Here is a 24255-nt window from a genome sequence, read left to right as displayed (position 1 = left end):
TCTGGAAAACTCCAAAGACCAACTTTTACCACTCAAATTTCTGCAATCAATCCGAGTTGCGAAGAATTAACAAGCACAAAAAAAAGCCCCATAATCGGGGCAAAATATAACTATTCTCAGTCGTTGGGTGGGGGCGGGTTTATTATATTGTTGGTTTCTGACATAGATGGTTGGTGAAACCCGCCCCTACGAGAATTTGGGCACACACGATCGCTTATTTTCGAGTTACCAAAACCCAGTGGAATTCTTCTATTAATGCGACAGTTTAAGGGAAACCATAAATAGCTGTTGACAAAAGACTAGATTTCTAATAGTCTAATTTTGGGGGACGCCTCTACCGCATAGAAAGCCGTCCCTAAGGCATCGTCCTATCCCCCCAGCCGAAGGGTTACGGCACTTAAATTTAAGTCGGCACTGCCTAGAAATAGGTAGCTAAGACAAATTTTGTCGAGGTCTTCTATTAATGCGGAATCGAAGGAGGCTTCGACTCCACCCGACACCGCAAACAGAAATTAAAAAATCAGAGCCTTCTGTAGTGCCAAAATCTCTAAATTTTTAAGCTCTGGAAAACTCCAAAGACAAACTTTTACAACTCAAATTTCTGCAATCAATCCTAGTTGCGAAGAATTAACAAGCACAAAAAAAAGCCCCATAATCGGGGCAAAATATAACTATTCTCAGTCGTTGGGTGGGGGCGGGTTTATTATATTGTTGGTTTCTGACATAGATGGTTGGTGAAATCCGGCCCTACGAGAATTGGGGCACACACGATCACTTATTTTCGAGTGACCAAAACCCAATCGTCCGCTGTTTTGACAATCTCAGCATTCTGCAAACCTAAATGTTTGAAAACTGGTTTTTCTAACAGAAAATAAGGTGGAGGATGAGATTGCCATTTCTGTTTGAGCGTCGGCGCGTCGGCGACAATAACTTGGCGTTCACTGTAAAAATTCAGCGATGGACGGCCCAAGCGGTGAGAAGTAAACACTTGTTGACCCGCCGGAGTTCCTGTGCGGACAATTTCGGCGATCGGCTTAACGGGATAATCCTCCGCCAGTTCCCAAACCCAGTTATCTGAAGCCACCAATACCAATAGCGTCAGGTAAGTTCCCCAAATTAAAACTAATATAAACTGCCGGTCTTTGCGGTGCAGCAACACTGCAGCCATTGTCATTGTCAAAGCTACAACCATCAGCATTAACTGCAAATCACGCTCGGGAGCCATAATTTGTCCCCCGATCGGTACCCAGCCACTGAAGTACACGCAACCGACGACAGCAACTACAGCCAGCACTGCCAAAATCGCGGGATGAGGCAACAAAGAAATAGCATCAAAACGTTCTTCTGCTTCCTCTTTGACCGGCTCTGGCGGGAGCCACAGTTGCTCCCAAACTTCAGCGAGATAACTGCCAACTGCAAGAGCAAAAGCTGGATAAATTGGCAAAACATACCACGGTAATTTAGTATTCATCACAGAAATAGCCAGCAGATATACTCCCGTCCAAACCAATACTAATTTTGGCCCGGGAAAACTGCGATTTTCCCAACTCAAACGCAGCCCTTGCAGCCAAAATAACTGCCAGGGCCAAGCTAATTTTAAAATTTCTAAAAGATAATACCAAGGCGGGCCTCTGTGACTGCTCACAGGTTCCGAAATGCGCCGGAAAGATTCGTTAACTAAATTAGTGTGGATGAAATATTGGCCGTAGTGCAGCCATTGGGCAAAATACCAAGCAGCTACTGGCAAAGTTCCGATCGCCAATCCGCCCCAAAGATACCCAGAAGTGAGGAGTCGCGGGGTATCCCAAACCAAAAAAATACAGCCAACAGCAGCCAACAGCAGCCCCAACATCACGCCCTTAGTCAGGCAAATGAGTCCGAACCCAATCCCCGCGCCCAAAGCGTAGCGCAAATCCCGGCGCGATCGTAGCAAACACCACATCGCCCCCAGCAAAAAACACAAAACCGCCCCATCCAACATCGCCAAACGTCCATGCCGCACCACCGGTAACAGCGTCAGATAAACGAAGGCAGAAAAAATGGCGATCGACCGTCTGGGAAACAACTCCCTGCCAATGGCGTAAAGCAAGGGCACTGAAGTGGCTGTCAGCATCGCCGGTACCAACCTCGCCGTCCATTCGCTGACACCGCCTGCTGCAAAACACAGCCCGATTAGCCAGTGTACTAGCGGCGGTTTGTTGACATAAGGCATTGAGTCGATCGTCGGATACAGCCAATTTAAGTTGCCGCGCCAAATTTCGCGGCTTACCTGCGCTGCAATGCCTTCATCCCAATCCCGCAAAGCCACGCCGCCCAGATTCAGCCCGAAAATCAGCACTGCAGCCAACAGAAAAGCCAGCATCCACACTTTGTCTGTAAAGTTGTCATTCCAGCGATTTTTCGGTTTGTGGCCCAGGAATGGAAAGATTTCTGACATAAGTTAAGAGAGTTTTGAGCGTCCCAAACTGAAGGTAAACTTAGACAGCAGTTATTTGCGACTAGGAAAATACCATGAACTTGCCTGTAATTATAGATATTATCATTGGCTTAGTCTTTATCTACCTGACTTTAAGCTTGCTAGCTTCGGAAATTCAGGAACTGATTGCTACTGTTTTGCAGTGGCGCGCGGAACATTTAAAGAAGTCGATCGAAGTGCTGATTTCTGGTGGCAGCGAAGGCGCGAAAGATCCCATGCAATTTAAGCGAGTCGGACAATTGGCAAATTCGATTTACACCAATCCCATGATCAAGGATTTGAATCAGGGCGCGAAAGGGCTTTTATCCGAGGGATTCCGTTCTGTTACGCACCGCATGGGAGATTTTTACCACGGAGTTACGGGTACTAAAAATGTTTTCGGCAATAAATCCAGTGGACCTTCTTATATTCCAGCCGAGTGTTTTTCTGCTAGCCTTTTGGATACTTTAAAGATTTCTAGTTTGCTCAGCTCTATTTCTAAAACGAGATTAGAAAGATTTAAGAATTTACAGTTGGCACAAATTAAAAGGATAGGAGAGAGTCTGAATCTGCCGCACTCTACTAAACCGATTATCGAGCAAGAATTTGGCTGGCTGACTGCGGAGTTTAATCGAGTTATTGAAGATTATAAAAACGAGTTGGTAAGTTTGAACAACAGCTTGGATAGGATGTCGGAAAAGCTGGGATTTTATATTAAGGACTCTCAGGTTTATCTGCCTGAAGCCGAGCTGGCAGGGAGAGATTTTCAGAGGCATATGGCATTTGTTAAGGCTCGTTTTGACAGCAAATTTGAGCGGGCGGCGCTGCTAGGGCAACTGCAACCGAGTTTGAGCAATCTGTTAAATACTGTTAAAAAAAGTCAAGATACGGTAGGCGAAATTATGGAGCTAAAAGAGGACAGTCCGATTTACCAACAAATTCAACAAACCTTGGACAGTATGCCAGACTCTTTGAAACGCAGCCTTTATCTTTTAGCGCAGCGCGCTGAAAAAGGCGGGGGAGATACTCAAGAGCAGTTGCAGCGGTTTCAGCAAGAAATTGAAATTTGGTTTGACCAATCGATGCAGCGTGCTTCTGGGGTTTACAAGCGGAATGCCCGAGGGGTGGCTATTTTGCTCGGAACTGCGATTGCTGTCGCTGCTAATGCTGATACCATTAATATTATTGATCGGCTGTCGAAGGATTCGATGCTGCGATCGAATGTTAACTTGTATGCTCAGCAGTTGGTGGCAAACAATGCTAAGACTAAATCAAATAATTTAAGCAGTCTGACACAAGTTCAAAAGGATGTCGATCGAGCTTTGGATCAGGTAGCTCTGCCTTTTGGATGGAGCGAACAGAACAGCTTAGATAGAGATAAGCAGGGCAATTTATTGTGGCCGGCGTTGATGGCAAAATTGTTTGGTTGGATATTGAGCGGCGTAGCTATTTCTATGGGGGCTGCTTTTTGGTTTGAGGCGCTCAACAAGATTATTAATATTCGCAATGCAGGGAAAAAACCGCCATCTTCCACAGAATCTTGAGCGGTGCAGTTGCGAGGCCAATCAGCTAACTGTCATACCCCTTTAGATTTTAGATAGGGGAATGAGTGCAGACTATCGAGGTTTGAAGCACCGGCTTACAGTTGGATTTTTTTTTTAAAGTGGTATCACGGATAGGATATCGGATCGATAGGTAATTGCGCGTTTGCCGGAAGTCAGGGAAAACACGCAGAATGTAAATTCCGTGCGATCGCGGATGGCAGTGCTGCAGAAATAGGGGAAACTAAGAGATAGGTTAAATAAGAATGAGCGAAATAAACAAGGTAGCTGGCAGCTTCTGGCGGTCTGATCCCAGGGGTTTATCTAGCGCTCAACTCACTTTTGGAGGACGGAATATGTTGACTTCTTTAAGGGAAACGACTCCCGCCTCGGAATACGCAAATCCCCCATCCAAAAGCTTTGTATTCAAGGACTCCAGCATTAATAACGGTGGATATTGTGTTTCCGGAATTTTGGCTGGGGAATCTGACTGCATCGAGAAAATTACCTCGGCACTTCAAAAATATGCCTCTATCCTTAGAGAGATTGACAAAGTTCGCACAACTTTTAGGGAAAGCTCGGGTCAACTGCAATTAGGCTCTGTTATCTTCACTTCAGATTACCTAGAACCATACAAAAGTCAATTGCCAAAATCGCATAGTTCTCTGACTCAAAACAGCGGCATTGGTTCGTGTTATGCCGATCGAGATAGTGATACACTCAGCAACGGCGGTGGGCGCGATCGACTGTTTGCTAATTAAGGAGAGTGATTTAATGGAGGGTGTGGAACGTACCGAGGGCGACTGGACTCGAATGCAATTGTAATTAGGGAGGCAGGCGCGATCGCAATCAACGATTTGCTCGGACTCAACCTGCAATCCTATCAAATCCCCCTGAATAATTTTAATCCCGTTTTTAGGGACGAGGGCAGTCCTCAAAGTGTCCGCACCCGCCTACAAACAAATTGCTCCCCAGCCATTAACCTCTATTTAATATCAGAGTTTTTACTCTTAGTAAATGCGGCCAAACCCCCTTAGCATCAGTATTTGGGTGTATCGAATATCTAGCAATTTCAAAGCATATATAATTATTAAAAATGTACATTATTCAGTTTTAGAGGGAATGAAATAAAGGTAGGTAATCCGTACTACCTTGTGCATACACGTAAAATATCACAGTCCCCTAAAAACTCCTAAATATAATTAATAAAATTGAGGGAATGGAAAATTAGTGCACCATTTTCTAATACCTAAGAGAAGGCTACTCTTAGCCACATAAAGTTGAAAAGAATTGTATGTAACACCGGGATGTATTTGAATATTCCCATAAAATTTGCTATCTATTCCCAGCGGTAGTGGCCAAAACTTCCCTTCGAGAAATGCGCCAACAGGTATATGGGAATACAAATAAATAATAAAACAAAAAAATTCTAAAAATGTACAATTTCTCAATGTGGTGTTAAGATATAATTAAATAAGCCTGATGAGATTAATCCGGGGTGTATCTACTAATAATGCCCTTTATGGAGTCTCCACTATGAGTTCTACATTCGCTCAAATTAACTCACAATCTTCTTTTGAAAAACGACCAATGCGCTCCTTAGTCTTCATTGACTCCGGCGTGGAAGATTACGAGTCAATGACAGCGGGAGTGCTGCCGGGACAGCAGGTAGTAATACTCGATCGCACCAAAAACGGCATCGAACAAATCACCTCCGAGATGGAAAAATACGCCTCTACTAAGGGGGCGCTAGACTCGGTTCACATTATTTCTCATGGCAGTTCTGGCAGCCTACAATTAGGCAATACCGCTGTGGGTTCCGATAACATAGAGCAATACAAAAGCCACTTAGAAAAGTGGCAAAGTTCACTAGCCCCACAAGCAGACATCATGCTGTACGGCTGCGATGTAGCAGGCGGTACAGGTGCTAATTTCGTCGATCGATTCAGTCAATTAACCGGGGCTGACGTTGCGGCATCCACCAACACAACCGGCCGCGGCGGCGACTGGAATTTAGAATTTGCTAAGGGCAAAATTGAATCTCCCTTAGCCTTGCAGACCGAGGCTATGGCAAGTTACCAAGGTGATTTAGCTACGATCGTAGTAGCCAACAATAGCGATAGCGGACCGGGTTCATTAAGGGCTGCGATCGCCACCGCTGTTGCCGGCGATATAATTACCTTCGCTCCAGGTTTAGCCAGCCAAACCATTACTCTAACCAGCGGTCAACTCGATATTCCCGTTGGCAAAAACATCACGATTGACGGCGCCGCAGCAGCGGGTTTAACTATCAGTGGCAACAACGCATCCCGCGCCTTTTTTGTCAATGCAAACGTTGCGACTGCTACCAATTTTGTTGTCAAAAACCTGATTATTACTAACGGCAAAACTACTGATCGAGGTGGCGCGATCGGCACAACCGACGAAGTAAACCTCACAGTAGAAAACGTTCAGTTCAACAACAACGTCGCCGATAAAGGCGGTGGCGCAATTTTCGGTAATTTCAACAATACCCTAACTGTTACCAACAGTAAATTCAACGGCAACGTAGCCACCTCCGCTAACGATGAACGTGGTGCAGGTGCGATCGGCTTTTTGAGTTTCAAAACTTTTACAGTCACCAACAGCGACTTCACCAACAACAAAGGAATTAACGGCGGGGCGATTAACAGCCTTCAAGGTAAGCTGACAATTGACAACTCCCGATTTATCGGCAACGATACCACCGCAGCCGTTTACGCAACAGGCCAAGATAATCCGTTTTTAAGGGGTTTTGGCGGCGCAGTTTACACAGACAGAGCCAGCAATCCGAGCGAAGCTTCCGGCACAATTAAGATTACCAATAGCGTATTTCAAGACAATAAAGGTCGAGGTGAAGGAGGCGCAGCTTATCTGTTCACCGGCAGCCAAGACAAGGTTATTTTGGAAAAGAGCACCTTCCAAAATAACGAAATTCTGGCGCTACCCAACGGTGGAAATCCTGGAAACGGTGGTGGGGTAACGATTTTGAGCGACAGCACCAACCAGGGATTGACCATTACCAACACCACCTTTGCGGGCAACAAAGCCGGCAATCAAGGTGGCGGGCTGTGGATGCGAAATGCCCCTACTACGATTACTAACAGTACGTTTTCTGGCAACTCCACGGCGTTTGCTGCTGGTGATTTCAACAAACTCGGCGGTGCAATGACTCTTGGTGCACCCACAACCATTCTCAACACGACGATCGCCGATAATTCAGCAGGCTGGGTTGGTGGAGGTATCTTCGCCGATGCCAATAATGTCACCCTCAAAAACACGATTCTTTCCAACAATACAGCGGCTAACGGAGGAAACCCTTGGGGCATTCAGCAACACGTCACCGCCCAATATAGCGATCAAGGAGGGAATTTTCAGTGGCCGGTGATTGACACCGATACCAAGGTGACGACAAGTGTGACGATCGCAGACCCCTTACTTGGCCCTTTGCAAAACCTCAACGGCGCTTTAGTCAGGCCGCTGCTGACAGGAAGCCCGGCAATTGATAAAGGGATTGCCACCGGCGCACCCGCTACAGATCAGCGCGGCGTGACTCGCCCTCAAGATGGCGACAGCATTCCAGGCGCGATCGTGGACAGCGGCTCTTTTGAATTGGGAGGTAGTGTCGTCCCAGTGCCAACTCCGACTCCGGCGCCAACTCCGACGCCCGAACCCACTCCTACTCCCACACCGACTCCGGCGCCGACTCCGACGCCCGAACCGACTCCTACTCCCACACCGACTCCGGCGCCAACTCCGACGCCCGAACCCACTCCTACTCCCACACCGACTCCGGCGCCAATTCCGACGCCCGAACCCACTCCTACTCCCACACCGACTCCGGCGCCGACTCCGACGCCCGAACCCACTCCTACTCCCACACCGACTCCGGCGCCAACTCCGACGCCCGAACCCACTCCTACTCCCACACCGACTCCGGCGCCAATTCCAACTGAGACTCCCACACCAACTCCGCCGACGCCGACTCCTACCCCCACACCGACTCCGGCGCCAACTCCAACTGAGACTCCCACACCAACTCCGCCGACGCCGACTCCTACTCCCACACCGACTCCGGCGCCAACTCCGACGCCCGAACCCACTCCTACTCCCACACCCGAACCCACTCCGACACCTACACCCGAACCCACTCCTACTCCCACACCTGCGCCGACTCCGCCGACGCCGACTCCTACTCCCGCACCGACTCCCACTCCGGCCGTAGATGATTGCCTACTCGATAGCCTCAACGCCCCGCAACTAGATCCTGCCACCATCACCCCCAACCCCGTCCAACAAACTGTCAACGGCGGCGAAGGTAACGATTTCATCATGGGCGGTGGCATCAACGAGTCAATTAACGGACAAGCCGGCAACGATACTCTCTACGGCATGGGTGACAATGACAACATTGACGGTGGCGCAGATAACGACTCAATCTTCGGCAATGGAGGCAGCGATTTCATCGCTGGCGGCGCTGGCAACGATACCATCTACGCTGGCAAAGATCCTGACACTGTGGTAGATGCCGAGGGCGACGACTTGTTGAGGGGAGATCTCGGCAATGATACAGTTGCCGGCGGCGTTGGTAACGACAGCATTTTCGGCGGTAAAGATGACGATATCTTGCTGGGTGAAGATGGCGATGACTACATTTTAGGCAACTTAGGAAATGACACAATTAATGCCGGAAACGGCAACGATATTGCCTTTGGCAATGAAGGTGCAGACCTGATTTTTGGCGAGGGGGGAAATGACACCCTCTACGGCGGCAAAGAAAACGACAGTCTCGATGGCGGTGAGGGCAACGACTTGCTCTTCGGTGGCAATGACAACGATGTGCTCTGTGGCGACATCGGTAACGATACCCTCTACAGCGGCAAAGGTAATGATATTCTCAGCGGCGGTGCTGGGGACGATTTCCTTTCCGGAGATGTTGGGGACGATACTTTGACTGGTGGTTCGGGAAATGATGTGTTTTTCCTAAATCAAAGTTTGGGTAGCGACATCATTAATGATTTCCGCAAGGGAGAGGATTTAATTGGGTTGAATCCTGGTTTGAGTTTTAATCAACTCAGTATTACTTCCAGCAACAATCAAACTTTGATTACTGTGACGGACACCAATCAATTGTTGGCTAAGCTTAACGGTATTACCCCCGGTATTCTCACCGCTACCGATTTCACTCAGGTAACAATCTAACTACCTCGGGTAGAGTGCGCTATAAGCAGCAAGCCCGCTTAGAAGTGGTGAAGAAAGCTCTCAAACTCCTGAAATTTGGTGGAAAACGTTAGCGCAGCCCCCGTAGGGGCGGGCTGCGCTAACGAAGAGGAGCGCTCGATCTGATTCTTTTTAACAGCGATCGGTAATAAATCTTGTTTATTGCCGATCGCCCACACGTAGAATGATGCACATCCGTCTCTTGCACTCCTGAGCTGGCTAGCCATAAGCAGCGCCCGAATAAAACAAGCTTTCTCAACAACTAAATTTCAGATTTTTTGGAACTTTTTGCCAGGTATAAAAAAAGTTAAATTAATCAAATTTTTAGGCAATTTTCCTGGTTTCCGCGAAGGTGAATGTATCAGGTACTAGCTAGAGAAATTGTCAGAAATTTGGAACCCATAAAATTTTTTTGGGATTTTCCCTAACCAAGGCTTTCAAATGCTTTGATGCACTACTTATCTGGCTAAGAATGTGCAGGGCAAATCTACATAGAGAGGTTCCCCGTGCCGGACTATTTACATTACATTCTCTGCAGTTAATTGCTCAAAAAATCGCAATTTTCACACAGCTTAAGCTGATTAGGGAGACAAGTCTCGGATTTCACTTAGGGATAAAATTAAACTTTTCCCCTAAATTTTAATCTCTCCGACGGATCACCGAGGTTTTAATTCTGCCTACTGCCTTCTGCATCTTTAGCCTTCTGCTTTCAAGGTGAATCTACCAGCAAATAGTAAACATTCTCATGGGTATGCGAAATGAGTTCAACTTTTGCCACCAACATGGATTCACAATCTGTTCTCCGCAATGCTGGTTCTAAATCTCTTCTCTTCATTGATTCCGGCTTAGATGACTATCAAACTCTTGCGGGTGGCGTGCTTCCCGGTACAGAGATAATCATTTTAGATAAAAATGGTAACGGAGTCGAGCAAATTACTGCGAAACTGCAAACAATTTCTGCTGCGGGGGAAACTGTAGACCAAGTTCACGTTTTTTCTCACGGCAATTCTGGCAGCTTGCAGCTAGGTTCTGCAACGCTGAATTCGGATAATTTGTCACAATATGAAAGCCAGTTGCAAGAGTGGCGAAATGCGCTGAGTGACAAAGCAGATATTGTGCTTTACGGTTGTGATGTTGCGGCGGGTTCGGGAAGCGATTTTGTCGATCGCCTGGGCGAGTTAACCGGGGCTGATATTGCGGCATCTAGCGATCGCACTGGCCGCGGAGGTAACTGGAATTTGGAGTTTGCCAAGGGTGATATTGAAGCACCGCTAGCCTTGACTCCAGACGCAATGGCGGATTATCAAGGGGCTTTAGCCACCATTACCGTTACTAACAGTAATGATAGCGGGCCGGGTTCATTGAGAGATGCGATCGCCACGGCTGTGGCCGGCGATACCATTCAATTTGCCTCCACTCTTGCCAGCCAAACAATTACTCTCACTTCCGGTCAACTGGTCATCAACAAAAACTTGACAATTGATGCCGTTGGTGCAGCCAATTTAACCATCAGTGGCAACAATACTTCGCGGGTAATCCGCACAGAAGGTGCAACAAATGTTACTCTAAAAAACCTGATTATTGCCAACGGCAAAGTTTCTGGAACCGATCCGAATAATGAGGCAACTAGCGCCGGTGGTGGCATTCAAACGGGAGGTAACAGCACTTTAACTTTAGAAAATTGCCAAGTCAATAATAATGTTGCGGGTTTTGCTGGCGGCATTTACACGGGTTTTCGCAGCACGACCAATGTAATTAACAGCAAGTTTAGCGACAATGACGGTTCTTTAGCTAACAATACCGAACGGGGGGGCGGCGCGATAGCCACTAAAAGCGGCGGTGTTCTGACTATCCAAGATAGCGAATTTACCAACAACAAAGGCAGCTACGGCGGGGCTGTTAATAACCTGTTGGGTACTATGACGATCGAAAACTCTAAATTCACAGGCAACCGCACAGATAAAGGCCCTGGCGGGGCAGTTTACGTCGATGGGGCTAATGCTTCGGGCCCCAATGCAACCCCCGGCCCTGTTGCCGGAAATATTGGTATCCGCAACAGCGTTTTTGATGGCAATATCGGGACAGGAGAAGGAGGCGCAGCCTTTTTGTTTGGTTATTTGCAAGATAAAGTGGTCTTGGAAAATAGCACTTTTATTAACAACAAAGCTGTCAAAAATGCAGCGGGGTCGGGAGGCTCCGGCGGTGGCGTCCGCCACGGCAATGTCGATTTGACAGTGACAAACTCCACCTTTGCCAACAACACAGCCGATGATAACGGCGGCGGCTTGTGGTTGGGTGAAAATGGAAACATCAGCGTAGTTAACAGTACATTTTCCGGCAACAGCGCTGCTAAGCAGGGTGGAGGAATGGTTGTTGGCAACAGAGATTCTTTTTCGACTAATATCGTCAATTCGACTTTTGCTAAAAATATCGCTGGGGAATATTCGGGAGGTATTGCTACTTTTAACGATCGTGTGAAATCGCCAATTACTGTCAAGAATTCGATTTTTGATAGGAATACGGCAAGTAATCCTTTTAAAAATAGGCAGCACACTGGACGGGAGCTCATCGATGGGGGAAACAATCTTCAATTTCCCGCTAAACTGACCGTGGGAGATCCTAATGATAGTAATGTTACGGCAAGTATTACGATCGCAGACCCCTTACTTGGCCCTTTGGAAAATATTAACGGCGCTTTCGTGCTGCCGCTGCTAACAGGAAGTCCGGCAATTGATACCGGTACTGGTGCGGGCGCGCCGGCTGCGGATCAGCGCGGTGTGAGTCGCCCTCAAGATGGTGATAATAACGGAAGTGCGATCGTGGATATTGGCGCTTACGAATTTAACGCTACAGTCACGCCAACTGAGACTCCGACGCCGACTCCAACTGAGACTCCAACGCCGACTCCAACGCCGACTCCAACGCCGACTCCCACGGAGACTCCCACGGAGACTCCGACGCCGACTCCTACTCCTACTCCAACTCCAACTGAGACTCCAACTCCAACTGAGACTCCAACTCCAACACCGACTCCCACACCAACACCGACTCCCACACCAACACCGACTCCCACACCAACGCCGACACCGACACCCGCGCCGACTCCCACTCCGGCCGTAGATGATTGCCTACTCGATAGCCTCAACGCCCCGCAACTAGATCCTGCCACCATCACCCCCAACCCCGTCCAACAAACTATTAACGGTGGCGAAGGTACCGATTTCATCATGGGTGGCGGCATCAACGACTCGATTAATGGACTTACCGGCAACGATACTCTCTACGGTATGGGCGGCAATGACAACATTGACGGCGGGGCAGATAACGATTCAATCTTTGGCAATGAAGGCACCGATTTCATCTCTGGCGGCGCTGGCAACGATACCATCTACGCTGGCAAAGATCCTGACACTGTGGTAGATGCCGAGGGCGACGACTTGTTGAGGGGAGATCTCGGCAATGATACAGTTGCCGGCGGCGTTGGTAACGACAGCATTTTCGGCGGTAAAGATGACGATATCTTGCTGGGTGAAGATGGCGATGACTACATTTTAGGCAACTTAGGAAATGACACAATTAATGCCGGAAACGGCAACGATATTGCCTTTGGCAATGAAGGTGCAGACCTGATTTTTGGCGAGGGGGGAAATGACACCCTCTACGGCGGCAAAGAAAACGACAGTCTCGATGGCGGTGAGGGCAACGACTTGCTCTTCGGTGGCAATGACAACGATGTGCTCTGTGGCGACATCGGTAACGATACCCTCTACAGCGGCAAAGGTAATGATATTCTCAGCGGCGGTGCTGGGGACGATTTCCTTTCCGGAGATGTTGGGGACGATACTTTGACTGGTGGTTCGGGAAATGATGTGTTTTCCCTAAATCAAAGTTTGGGTAGCGACATCATTAATGATTTCCGCAATGGAGAGGATTTAATTGGCTTGAATTCGGGTTTGAGTTTTAATCAACTCAGTATTACTTCCAGCAACAATCAAACTTTGATTACTGTGACGGACACCAATCAATTGTTGGCGAAGCTTAACGGTATTACCCCCGGTATTCTCACTGCTACCGATTTCATTACTCTGTAGTTATTATACCAAATCCAGGTTAGCTACTCCCTTTATCATTCTGCGTATCATTCGGTGGTTGAAACCGCTACTAAACACACGAAGTGCGCCTCCGCAGACTGACAGATAAAGGGAGTAATTAAGCCGGATTTAGTATTATAGCATATTTCAATAAAAAGTAGCCCAGCAGGATAAATATCCTCTAATCTTATGATGCTCTAGCCCACACATATTAATCTATTATTCCTAATAAAGCGGACTGGATATTATTCCGTTTTAATACGATCGCACAAATGTCTATCCTCCTCCTTCACATCGGTATTTGTTCGCAGATAATCTCGGACGCGATCGCACGCATAAGCCAGTTCATCGAGTTTGAGAATGCGCTCCACATCCCACAGAATGATTGTGCGATCGTCCCCAACCGACGCAATTTGTTTACCATCGGGACTAAACGCCACCCCCCAAACATTCCCCTCATGTCCCGTTAGCATCGTTATTTCTGTATCGAGCTGCCAAAGCTTGACCGTTTGGTCGTTGCTACCTGTAGCGATGAGTTGACCGTCTGGACTGGCATCAAGTGCTAAAACCCCACTGGGATGACCCGACAGGCGATTGAATTCTGCTGTTCCGTAGATGGCTTGTTGCAGCACTTGTTGAACTTGAGATTGCAATTGAAGGCTGGAACTAGGGAAACTGTCGAGCCTACGTCTGGCTTTGATGGCAGTTACGAGAGCGTCTAATCGCTGTTGGCAGGCGAATTGTCCTGCGGAGGAGGAGGTGAGGGCTTGACTTTCGCTGGTAACGGCTTGACGATATTGCCAGAGGGCGAGGATGCCAAATGCGATCGCAACTATCAGTGATCCACTCAGCGCCCCAAGAAATCTTCGCTGCCGCTTCGCTGTCTCTTGCTCTAAAACTAACCGCTTGCGTTCTTCTGTGAGTCTGGCTTCAACTTCTGTGAGCCTCGCTGCTTCCAGCGCTTGCTGCACTTCCAGCCTGTCTAATTCTTGAGAAGCGGCTAAAAAGTGATAATCCAAATCGCTCAAACTTTTTCCCTGGGCCCAGTAGGAAGCGTCTTTTAACGATTGTCCGCGCAACAATCGCGATTCATCGGTTTGTTTTGAAGCGATCCAAGCGTTGAAAGCTTGGGAATAAGGACGCAGTTGCTCTAACTGTTTTTCTACCCATTGTAGGTGAAAAACTGCTTGATTAATCGGGTTAGTTACCTTTAAAAAACCTTGTTGTTTTACTACCAAACCTGATAACAGCAGTTCGATCTGCTCTCGACTATCATCCGCTTCACTTTCACCACATTGTAAGAGGTTTTGATAGATGCCTAAGCTACGGGCAGTGAGTTGTTCGTTGCCAATTATGCGATCGCGAATTGTCTTTAAATGCTCTGGCTCATCTTGCGATTCCCATTTATTGATGATGTTTTCTCTCAACAACGATTCCACAAAAACTCCCTCGGTTCCCGGTGGTATTTTTAAATCACCCCTGTGGGATTACCCGCTATTTTTACTACTAATTCACATATTTTTTGCGTTAAAAATGGCTGTCCTGAAGTCCAAACTAAGATTTCTTTGAGAACTGCCTGCGGATTGGCTATGACATTTTCTAACCCTTTCGCTAATGGTTGCGCTTCTTCTAAGCTAAATCCTGACAAATCGATCGCCACTTCAATATTAAAAGGTGTCCGATTTTTATCGGCGATTAAATCACTGGGTGTAGCTACTCCGAAAATTGCGAAGGTAATGCGGGTATATTCTGGATTGATAGCTCGTTGATTGTAGCAGAAACGAATCAAGGCAAAATCATCTACCGGAAAATTTAAACTGAGAATACTATCAATCTCATCGACCAATATAAAAATTCGCTCTTCCGCAAATCGGGTCAATAAAATCTCTTCAATAAACTGACTCAATCTTTGCAGGAGAGAAACTTCTTCTTGTTCTTTCCACCAAGTTTTTAAATTAATTATTCCTAATAAATTAAAGCTGCGCCACAAATCCCAACGATTCCTTTGTACCACTGTAAAGGAGTAATGTTTTCGCTGCCGATGCGGGTCATGTCAATGGTACTGCATTGAAATCCTTCTGCTTGCAGTCGGTGCAGGGTGCGAACGATAAGGGAAGATTTGCCCATTTGTCGGGAGTTGAGAATGTAGCAAAATTCGCCATTTTTTAAGGCTTCATAAAGTTCGATATCTGCTTGTCGTTCCACATAGGTAGGTGCATCACTAGCAAGACTGCCTCCAATTTGGTATGTAACCTTGGTCATGCCGTTTATGGGTTAATTTAAATGTAAGTATCTAGTGAGTTTCTTGAGAGGTGAGGATGTGGTGCGATCGCTTCATTCTAATATAACTTACGCAAATAAACTCTCAAACCTCGAGCTAAATAAAGTTGTGCGAAGCAAAATATAGGCGATACAACTCACAGCTCAGCGTACAGCGGTTATTATCGATATGAATTAGCCCCATACTAACTAACTTAGAAGCTACTATCGGATCTAATTCCACTCCGTCTTCCGATTATACCACTTGTTTAAGTGCAACCGCAAGTTCGGGATACTCTTGCAATGTCACTCAAAAACTCCGCAAATAATATTTATAAATTACTGCTATTGTGGGAGCTTTTTGTAGTAGCTGATCTAGCGTTAAACTATTTTGACAGAGGTGGTAAAGAGCTAGCCACACCAGATAAGGATGTCCCCCCACCATTGCCATGAGTCGATCGGCATCGGGGCTATCTGTCCAATCCAGTCCGTGACACTGCGCTAAAGCAAGTATCTGCTCTTCTGTAAAATAGGGCAATTGCAGCGGTAAACCGACATTAAAAGGCGATTCAGTGAGCTTTAAAGGAATATAAATTTCTGTGGAGTGAAGAACGATTAACCGCAGTTTGCCTAGAGTTTCAATCCGCTTTGCTTCTTCAGGCCAGCTTCGCAGGAGCGGCAAAAATTCTCTGGCAATTTTTGGAGACTCAAAAATCCTATTGACTTCATTTAAAGCTAAGACAAGAGGAGTATTTATTGTGTCTAAAATATATTGTTGTAAATAGATAGCACAGCTTACTTTGCTACCCATGCCTTCATCCCAATAATCATCTAACAGAGGTGGCAATTCTAGGTGACGGCTGATGTTGGCACAAAACTATCGTAAAAATTTATCTAGGTTGTCTAAAACAGCTTCCTCGGCTTGCTGAAAATCTAAACTTACAGTTCGATAGCCAAGAGAAGTCGCGCGAGCTACAATCCTTCGCAGGAGCGAACTTTTACCCATCTTCCTGGGAGCTTTAATCCGCAGCACACTTCCGGCTTTACTAATCTCTCGATAGGTGAGTTCTTCAATTAGCGGCTGATGGATATAAAATGGGGAACCGAGGGGTACTGGAGGCCCGGGAAATTCTAAAGGTGTTGCTAGGCATTGGCTGCGGGTGAATTCTTCAATTAATTCTCGTTCGTCTGCGCTCAGGGAACGCGATTCTACTGAGGAGCGAAAATTAGATTTGCTAATAGGTGTCTGCAAGATGTTAGAGAGGGATTGCCACAAGGACGAGGCGATGTTTCTCAGGTAATTCTCTCCGTAATTAGAGGTAGAGGCGATGCTTGTATAAGTCTTTCCTTCCCAAACTTGGCGGAGTATGATTGCTTGTACGGGATATAAATCTTTTTGCAATCGGACACGAGTTAGCTGTAGTAACTCATCTATCGTCATAATTTGCAATTATCCCGTGAGTGTATCGTTGATATTATCACTTATAATTGGCTGTAAAGCCGATCGCCTCTTTGATTGGGACGCGAGCCTATAGCGACATTTCTCTCATGGGGTAACAGGTCAAATGCGTTAAATCTCACCGAAGCGCACCAATATCAATAAAGGATTCAGTGGTCACTGAGCGCCCTAACCCTTCAAGAGGTGCTGGCGGGGTTCCCTTTCAGGTAGCAAGCAGTGTTCAGTTTTTCTCGCTGGTTGGCTAAAATGTCATGCAGGTGTCACAGTTGGCCGTGAAGTCACAATTAAAGATGTGACAGTTGGCTTTGCTAAAGCTTAGTAGATTGATGTTAACTTAATTAAATGTAGTTTCGTCTCGCTGCATATACTCATCACAAGTGTTAAGTCCAAAAGCATAATTCTTCTTTTTGTGCTAGCACATTTTTTTATTCTCCTGTAACCCTCTCTTAAAAAAAATTAGCCAATAACCGAGTTGATTTAATGCAAATGGTTCATACAATGTTCCCTAATTATTTTATTCCTCACGGTCATTGCTACTTGTGGAAGCCGGGATTAGTGGGGCTACACGTTTTGTCCGATGGTTTGATTGCCGTCGCTTATTTTTTGATACCCCTGACCCTCATTTATATTGTCAAAAAACGGAAAGATGTGCCTTTTGACTGGGTTTTCATGCTGTTTGGCTCTTTTATTATCTGCTGCGGTATTACCCATATTATGGAAATATGGACGCTGTGGCATCCTAATTATTGGTTCTCTGGTTTTCTTAAAGGGATTACAGCGCTGATTTCGCTATCTACAGCAGCAGTGCTGGTGGAACTAATCCCAAAAATCTTGGCTATCCCCAGTCCCGCTCAATTAGCGGTGGCAAATTTAGCTTTACAAAATGAGATTGGCGATCGCAAACAAGCTCAAGAAGCACTCTCGAAATTAATGCTAGAATTGGAAAAACGGGTGATTGAGAGGACGATCGCTTTAGAATCAACCAATGAACTTTTGCAACAGGAAAATCGCGATCGCTCTTTGGCTGAAAATTCATTGCGGCACTCGGAAGCGAAACTACGGGAACGAACTCAGCAGCTAGAGGAAACTCTGCAACAGCTCAAAAACGCCCAAGCTCAACTCGTGCAAACTGAAAAAATGTCTTCTTTGGGGCAAATGGTAGCTGGGGTTGCTCACGAAATCAATAACCCTGTTAACTTCATTTATGGCAATCTGATTCCGGCTGAGGAATACATTAAAGATATTTTGGCATTGATTAAGGCTTATCAAGTTTATTACCCCACTCCGGCGCCGGAAATTGCAGACAAGATTCACACTATCGAACTCGATTTTATTTTAAAAGACCTGCAAAAACTTTTTGCTTCGATTAAAATTGGAGCAGAACGGATTAAGGACATTGTTAAATCTTTACGCACTTTCTCCCGTTTAGACGAAGCTGATATGAAGAAAGTAAATATCCATGAAGGGATCGACAGCACTTTAATGATTTTGCAGCACCGCTTGAAAGAAGAACCAAAACGTCCGCCGATTCAAGTGATTAAGGAGTATGGAGATTTGCCCGAATTAGAATGCTACGCTGGGCAGATTAACCAAGTATTTATGAATATTTGTTCTAATGCTATTGATGCTTTAGAACAGATTGTACATCAGGGATATTCGAGCAACGGCTATTGGGAAAATAATTTCTCCGACAACTTACAAAATACCTATTGCCCACTGCTAAAAATTCGCATCCGCACGGTTTTAGTTGATGGCAAGTGGGTGCAGATTCACATTGCTGATAATGGCCCTGGCATAGATTATGATGCGATCGCTAAAATTTACGATCCATTTTATACGACCAAACCTATCGGTGCTGGTACCGGGCTGGGTTTGGCAATTGCTTATCAGATTATTCAAGCCCATGAAGGTTATTTGCGCTGCATTTCCGAGGTTGGCAGAGGTACTGAGTTTATCATTGAAATTCCTTTGCGCTCGCAATTTGGCGATCGCCCCCTACTCCAGAAGCAAACTGTTATGAAAAAGCTGGATTGAGGCGTTAATAACTCATTCCGCATCCAGCTACAATTTTGCATCTATTTTACTTTTTTCCCTAGCTTAGGCATCGTTCACATCAAGATTATCTCCAAATAGCAAATATTATGTGGGAATCACTCAAAAATATCTTTTCCCCAACTCAGTATATGCCTCACGGTCATTGCTATCTGTGGCAAACACCTTTAGTTTGGCTGCACGTAACAGGGGACTTTTTAATGGCGATCGCCTACTATTCAATTGCGGCGATGCTAATTTATTTTATCTTCAAGCGGCGCGATGTTCCTTTTTTAGGAATATTTGCTTTATTTGGTGCATTTATTGTTCTCTGCGGCACGGGTCACTTGCTAGAAATTTGGACGTTGTGGCATTCCGCTTATTGGCTGTCGGGGATTGAAAAAGGAATTACTGCACTGGTTTCCTGCTACACAGCAGCCTCGATGGTAACAGTATTGCCACAGCTTTTATCTTTAAAAACCCCGCAAGACTTAGAGACAATAAATCGCAAGTTGCAGTGTGAAATCGCCGTACGTGAAGATGCAGAATTAGCTTTGCGCTGTGCTTATGATGACTTAGAAGTTAAAGTGGAAGAGCGCACCGCAGAGTTGAGACAAATCAACGGTTATTTAGAAGGGGAAATTAGAGAAAAAATAGCTGCTGAATCTGCTTTGCGCGAACGAGAAACTAGGTTAACAGAACAACAAAATGGATTGCTAGAATTAGCCAAAAATTCTAGTATCTACGAGGGAAATATCAGCGAGGCTTTGAGAGAGATTACACAAATGGCAACCCGTACTCTGAATGTTGAGCGGGCAAGTATTTGGTTTTATCAAGAAGATAAATCCGGAATGTGCTGTGCCGACCTCTACGAACTGACGCCCCATCAACACAGTAAGGATGCACAACTGAAAGTTGCTGACTATCCTAGCTATTTCCAAGCTTTGAATACAGAACAGCCGATCGCAGTGGTTGATGCCAAAACCGATCCGCGCACCCAAGAATTTAGCGAATCTTATTTGATTCCTTTAAACATCTCGTCGATGCTAGATGTTCCTATTAGCCATCAAGGACAAATTGCGGGTGTAATTTGTTTAGAACATCAGGGAACGCTGAGGAATTGGACGCTCGACGAACAAAGCTTCGCTAGCTATGTGGCACAGATTGCAGCTTTAGCAATGGAAGCTCGCGATCGCAAACAAGCTGAGTTAAACTTGCGCTCTGTCACCGAACGCTTGCAATATTTGCTGGCGACTACTCCGGCGGTGATTTTTAGCTGCAAATTAGGGGGAAATTATGACGTAACATTTGTCAGCGATAATATTGTTTCAATCATGGGTTATGAAGCGCGAGAATTTCTTGATGGTTCCCTTGATTGGCATAGCCTGATTCACCCAGAAGATAGAGAAATTGTTGCTACTTCATTCGCTAAACTCTTGGAAAAAGAATCGATTTCTTACGAATACCGCGAACGGCACAAAGACGGCAGTTATCGCTGGATTTACGACGAGATAAAGTTAGTCAAAAATGCTGCTGGCCTACCTGTGGAGTGCGTTGGTTATGGAGTAGATGTTACTGCTCGCAAACAGGCGGAAATAGCCTTGCAGCAACAAGTAAAAAGGGAGCGGCTAGTGAATTCCATTCAAGAGCGAATTCGCTCCTCTCTTAACCTAGAAGAAGTGCTGGCAATGGCTGTGGAAGAAGTCCGCCAGTTTTTGTCAACTGATAGAACAGTTATTTACCGCTTTAATCCAGATTGGAGTGGATTTATAGCCGTCGAGTCGATAGCCGTCGGTACGATGCCGATTTTGGGGATTGACATTAATGACCCTTGTTTTCGAGAACGCTACGTCTCTGTTTACGAGCAGGGACACGTCCGCGCGATCGACAATATTTATACGGCAGGTATTTCAGAGTGCCACCTTAATTTACTAAGGGAGTTGGAAATTAAAGCTAACCTAGTCGTTCCCCTTTTACAAGGTGAAAAACTATGGGGGCTACTCATTGCTCATCACTGCCGCAGTCAAAGGCATTGGAACTCTTCTGAGATAGAATCTCTCCAGCAAATTTCCGTGCAGCTAACAATTGCTATTCAGCAATCCACCCTTTTTGAACAAGCTAAAACAGAACTTGCGGAACGCAAATTAGCAGAAACAGCATTACAAAAAGCTGTCGTAGCTGCTGATACAGCTAACCGCGCCAAGAGCGAATTCCTTTCTTCTATGAGCCACGAACTGCGGACTCCCCTGAATGCCATTCTCGGATTTAGTCAGGTGATGGTGCGCGATTCATCTCTCAACAATCAACACCTACAGCACCTAGAAATTATTAATCGCGCCGGTGAACACTTGCTTGCCCTGATTAATGACATTTTGGAAATGTCCAAAATTGAAGCCGGCCGAAGTCAGCTTAATGAAAGCAGTTTTAATTTAATGCGCTTGCTAAAAACCTTAGAAGAAATGTTTCGATTAAAAGCTAAATCTAAGAAATTGCAGCTAAATCTTGAAGTGGGTGACGGTGTACCGGACTTTGTTAGTGGAGATGAAGGTAAGTTGCGGCAAATTTTGATTAATCTTGTAGGAAATGCGATCAAGTTTACAGAGATGGGTAGCGTTACTTTGCGAGTGAAAAAGAAGGTAGAAAAAAGTTTGGGGGCTGAAACCGCAGAGTTTTCGGACACACAAACAAAACTTGTCGGCGCGGGTTGTGAACATTCCGAAAGCTTAGCCGTTGAAACCGCAGCTATACAAAGAAAACCCGGATGGTGCACTGGTTTTAATCAGTCCGAAAGCTTGGCACACTGTGATTGTGTAGACGCGCATGACCTTCACCCGGAAGTGTTACGCCTTCAGTTTGAAATTGAAGATACGGGCCTTGGCATTGCCGCAGAAGAAATGAATAAGTTATTTGAACCCTTTGAGCAAACAAAAACAGGTCAAAAATCTCAACAGGGGACTGGATTAGGTTTACCAATTAGCCGCAAATTTGTACAAATGATGGGAGGAGATATTACTGTCAGCAGTACACCAGAGTTGGGAAGTAAGTTTGCATTTGATATTCAAATCAGTCTTGCCGCTCCAAGCGAGATTAAAATCCTTAAACCGCAGAAAAAAGTAATTAGTTTAGCGCCGAATCAACCAGAATACCGGATTTTGGTTGTTGACGATCGCGCCGATAACTGCCTAGTCATAGACAGATTATTGTCACCACTAGGCATCCTCGTGCGAGAAGCTAGAGATGGTCAAGAAGCGATTGCTGTATGGGAGGATTGGCAACCGCACCTGATCTGGATGGATATGCAGATGCCTGTCATGGATGGCTATGAAGCCACCAGAAAAATTAAAGCTCATCCTCTCGGAAAACAAACTGTAATAGTTGCTCTTACTGCTAGCGCTTTTGAAGAGGAACGACAAACTATTTTAGGAGCAGGCTGCGATGATTTCATGCGTAAACCCTTCGAGGCAAAGATATTATTTGCGAAGATGGAAGAACTTTTAGGAGTGCGCTACCTTTACGAGGAATCTGTGGAGGCACCACTAGAAAATGAAAGCGAAATTAGCGGCGTGACTAGCAATCAATCTGTTGAGTTACAACTCGGTCAAATGCCTCCTGAGTGGGTGGAGAAGATATCTCATGCTGCTCATGAATGTTGCGACGATAAAATTCTTAAGTTGATTGAGGAATTGCCTAGAGAATTTGCTGTAGCCGCACAAGTTTTAACTACTTTAGTGGACGATTTCCTGTTTGACGATATTATAGAGCTAGCGCAATCAGCACTTATGATGATTAGAGTACCAGTTTCCAACTAATCTCTACTTAGGGGCATCTCCTATTTAAAAAAGACTTAACTTTTGCCCCCCCCAACCTCTCCCTGCCCTCTCTTTGTAGGAGAGAAAATCAAAATTTATACTGTTTCGTTTGGAGGGAGAGCGAATTATTAAGTGTTAATATCTTTGAGCTTAAAAAACTACCGTGAGCCCTCGCATGGACAGCAATCAATATCCTACCATTCAAGCCAACATTTTAGTAGTTGATGATAAGCCCGATAACGTCCGGCTTTTATCTACAATCTTGACCGAACAAGGGTATCAGGTTCGTAAAGTGCTGAACGGGCAAAGGGCGATCGCGACAGTGCTGGAGTTTCCGCCGACTCTAATTTTGCTGGACGTGATGATGCCAGACATGAATGGATATGAGGTATGTGAAAAGTTGAAAGCTTCACCAAAAACCAGTTCCATTCCCGTGATTTTCTTAAGCGCCTTAGATGACGTTTTAGATAAGGTGAAAGCCTTTGATGTGGGAGGAGTTGACTATATTACTAAACCTTTTCACGCTAAAGAAGTATTGGCACGAGTGGCAAATCAGTTAACCATTCAAAGTCAACAACAGTTACTTCAAGAGCAAACGAAGCAATTCAAAGAACTTGTCGAACGTTTGCAAAACGAAATTAAAGACCGACAAGGGGTGGAGGTAGCTTTACGGCTTGCTCAAACCAAGTCCGATCATTTATTGCTGAATATTTTACCAGCAGCGATTGTTGAAAATTTGAAAAAGGGCGAGGGTTCTCCTGCTCAGAGGTTTGATTCAGCAACAGTTCTTTTTGCCGATATTGTCGATTTTACATCTATTGCTGCTAGAATGTTACCTCTAGAATTGGTAAATGTACTGAACGAGATTTTTTCCAGGTTTGACCAACTAACTGAAAAACACGGTTTGGAAAAAATTAAAACAATTGGAGATGCTTATATGGTAGCGGGGGGGTTGCCTGTGCCGAGGGCAGATCATGTAGAAGCGATCGCCAATATGGCTTTGGATATGCAGGAAGCGATCGCTGATTTTCAAACTGACAGAGGCGAACCATTTCAAATTCGGATTGGCATTCATACAGGACCCGTAGTTGCTGGCGTAATTGGCACTAAAAAATTTATCTATGACTTGTGGGGAGATACTGTTAATGTTGCTTCTCGGATGGAATGTCAAGGATTACCGGGATATATTCAAGTTACTACGGCTATTTACGAACTGTTAAAAGAGCGGTATTTATTTGAGGAAAGAGGTGCGATCACGATTAAAGGAAAAGGAGAGATGAGCGCCTATTGGCTAAAAGGTAAAAAAGATAATTCAGCGGTCTAAACCGATGCTTGTAAAACTAATTCCACTCCTAGTGAACTAATCTAGTAC

9 protein-coding genes and 2 pseudogenes are annotated in these 24255 nt (G+C 45.6%); 7 read left to right on the top strand and 4 right to left on the bottom strand.

Going from position 1 to position 24255, the window contains the following annotated elements:
* Positions 1-775: 775 nt before the first annotated feature.
* A complete protein-coding gene (locus tag D0A34_05875; protein UNU18465.1) occupies positions 776-2437 on the bottom strand; it encodes a glycosyltransferase family 39 protein in 1662 nt (553 codons plus the stop codon).
* A 74-nt stretch (positions 2438-2511) separates the two neighbouring features.
* Between D0A34_05875 and D0A34_05870 the strand changes: the two genes are divergently transcribed.
* The 3 genes from D0A34_05870 to D0A34_05860 all read left to right on the top strand — a co-directional run bounded on the left by D0A34_05870 (position 2512) and on the right by D0A34_05860 (position 9216).
* Entirely contained in the window at positions 2512-3999 is a 1488-nt protein-coding gene (locus D0A34_05870; protein UNU18464.1) for a hypothetical protein, read from the top strand.
* A gap of 353 nt (positions 4000-4352) precedes the next feature.
* Complete coding sequence (locus tag D0A34_05865) at positions 4353-4757, top strand: hypothetical protein (protein UNU22186.1); 405 nt, start codon at positions 4353-4355, stop codon at positions 4755-4757.
* Positions 4758-5532: 775 nt separating this feature from the next.
* A complete protein-coding gene (locus D0A34_05860) occupies positions 5533-9216 on the top strand; it encodes a DUF4347 domain-containing protein (protein ID UNU22185.1) in 3684 nt (1227 codons plus the stop codon).
* A 38-nt stretch (positions 9217-9254) separates the two neighbouring features.
* Here D0A34_05860 and D0A34_05855 read toward each other — a convergent pair whose 3' ends face one another.
* Complete coding sequence (locus D0A34_05855; GenBank protein ID UNU18463.1) at positions 9255-9461, bottom strand: hypothetical protein; 207 nt, start codon at positions 9459-9461, stop codon at positions 9255-9257.
* Between the two features lie 531 nt (positions 9462-9992).
* Between D0A34_05855 and D0A34_05850 the strand changes: the two genes are divergently transcribed.
* Positions 9993-13325, top strand: a complete 3333-nt coding sequence (locus tag D0A34_05850; protein ID UNU18462.1) for a DUF4347 domain-containing protein — start codon at positions 9993-9995, stop codon at positions 13323-13325.
* Between the two features lie 245 nt (positions 13326-13570).
* Here the strand turns inward: D0A34_05850 and D0A34_05845 are convergent.
* Positions 13571-15587: pseudogene (locus tag D0A34_05845) on the bottom strand (hypothetical protein).
* Positions 15588-15702: 115 nt separating this feature from the next.
* Positions 15703-17025: pseudogene (locus D0A34_05840) on the bottom strand (hypothetical protein).
* Between the two features lie 498 nt (positions 17026-17523).
* Between D0A34_05840 and D0A34_05835 the strand changes: the two are divergent.
* From D0A34_05835 to D0A34_05825, 3 genes are all read left to right on the top strand, one after another.
* Positions 17524-19077, top strand: coding sequence for an ATPase (locus tag D0A34_05835; GenBank protein ID UNU18461.1), 1554 nt, complete (start codon positions 17524-17526; stop codon positions 19075-19077).
* 107 nt (positions 19078-19184) lie between these two features.
* Positions 19185-22883 (top strand): GAF domain-containing protein, encoded by a 3699-nt coding sequence (locus tag D0A34_05830; GenBank protein ID UNU18460.1) that lies wholly within the window; start codon positions 19185-19187, stop codon positions 22881-22883.
* Positions 22884-23058: 175 nt separating this feature from the next.
* Entirely contained in the window at positions 23059-24207 is a 1149-nt protein-coding gene (locus D0A34_05825; GenBank protein UNU18459.1) for a response regulator, read from the top strand.
* Positions 24208-24255 lie beyond the last annotated feature (48 nt).

The sequence above is a fragment of the Microcoleus vaginatus PCC 9802 genome, from assembly GCA_022701275.1.
In the GTDB taxonomy this organism is placed as follows: Bacteria; Cyanobacteriota; Cyanobacteriia; order Cyanobacteriales; family Microcoleaceae; genus Microcoleus; species Microcoleus vaginatus_A.
Note: the sequence above shows the minus strand (reverse complement) of the source record. Positions and strands in the feature narration are given on the sequence as shown.

Bases quoted from the DNA above. Each gene is read 5' to 3' on its own strand.
- D0A34_05830 (UNU18460.1), top strand. From the start codon at position 19,185: ATGTGGGAATCACTCAAAAATATCTTTTCCCCAACTCAGTATATGCCT.
- D0A34_05870 (UNU18464.1), top strand. From the start codon at position 2,512: ATGAACTTGCCTGTAATTATAGATATTATCATTGGCTTAGTCTTTATC.
- D0A34_05875 (UNU18465.1), bottom strand. From the start codon at position 2,437: ATGTCAGAAATCTTTCCATTCCTGGGCCACAAACCGAAAAATCGCTGG.
- D0A34_05860 (UNU22185.1), top strand. From the start codon at position 5,533: ATGAGTTCTACATTCGCTCAAATTAACTCACAATCTTCTTTTGAAAAA.
- D0A34_05855 (UNU18463.1), bottom strand. From the start codon at position 9,461: ATGGCTAGCCAGCTCAGGAGTGCAAGAGACGGATGTGCATCATTCTAC.
- D0A34_05850 (UNU18462.1), top strand. From the start codon at position 9,993: ATGAGTTCAACTTTTGCCACCAACATGGATTCACAATCTGTTCTCCGC.
- D0A34_05835 (UNU18461.1), top strand. From the start codon at position 17,524: ATGCAAATGGTTCATACAATGTTCCCTAATTATTTTATTCCTCACGGT.
- D0A34_05825 (UNU18459.1), top strand. From the start codon at position 23,059: ATGGACAGCAATCAATATCCTACCATTCAAGCCAACATTTTAGTAGTT.
- D0A34_05865 (UNU22186.1), top strand. From the start codon at position 4,353: ATGTTGACTTCTTTAAGGGAAACGACTCCCGCCTCGGAATACGCAAAT.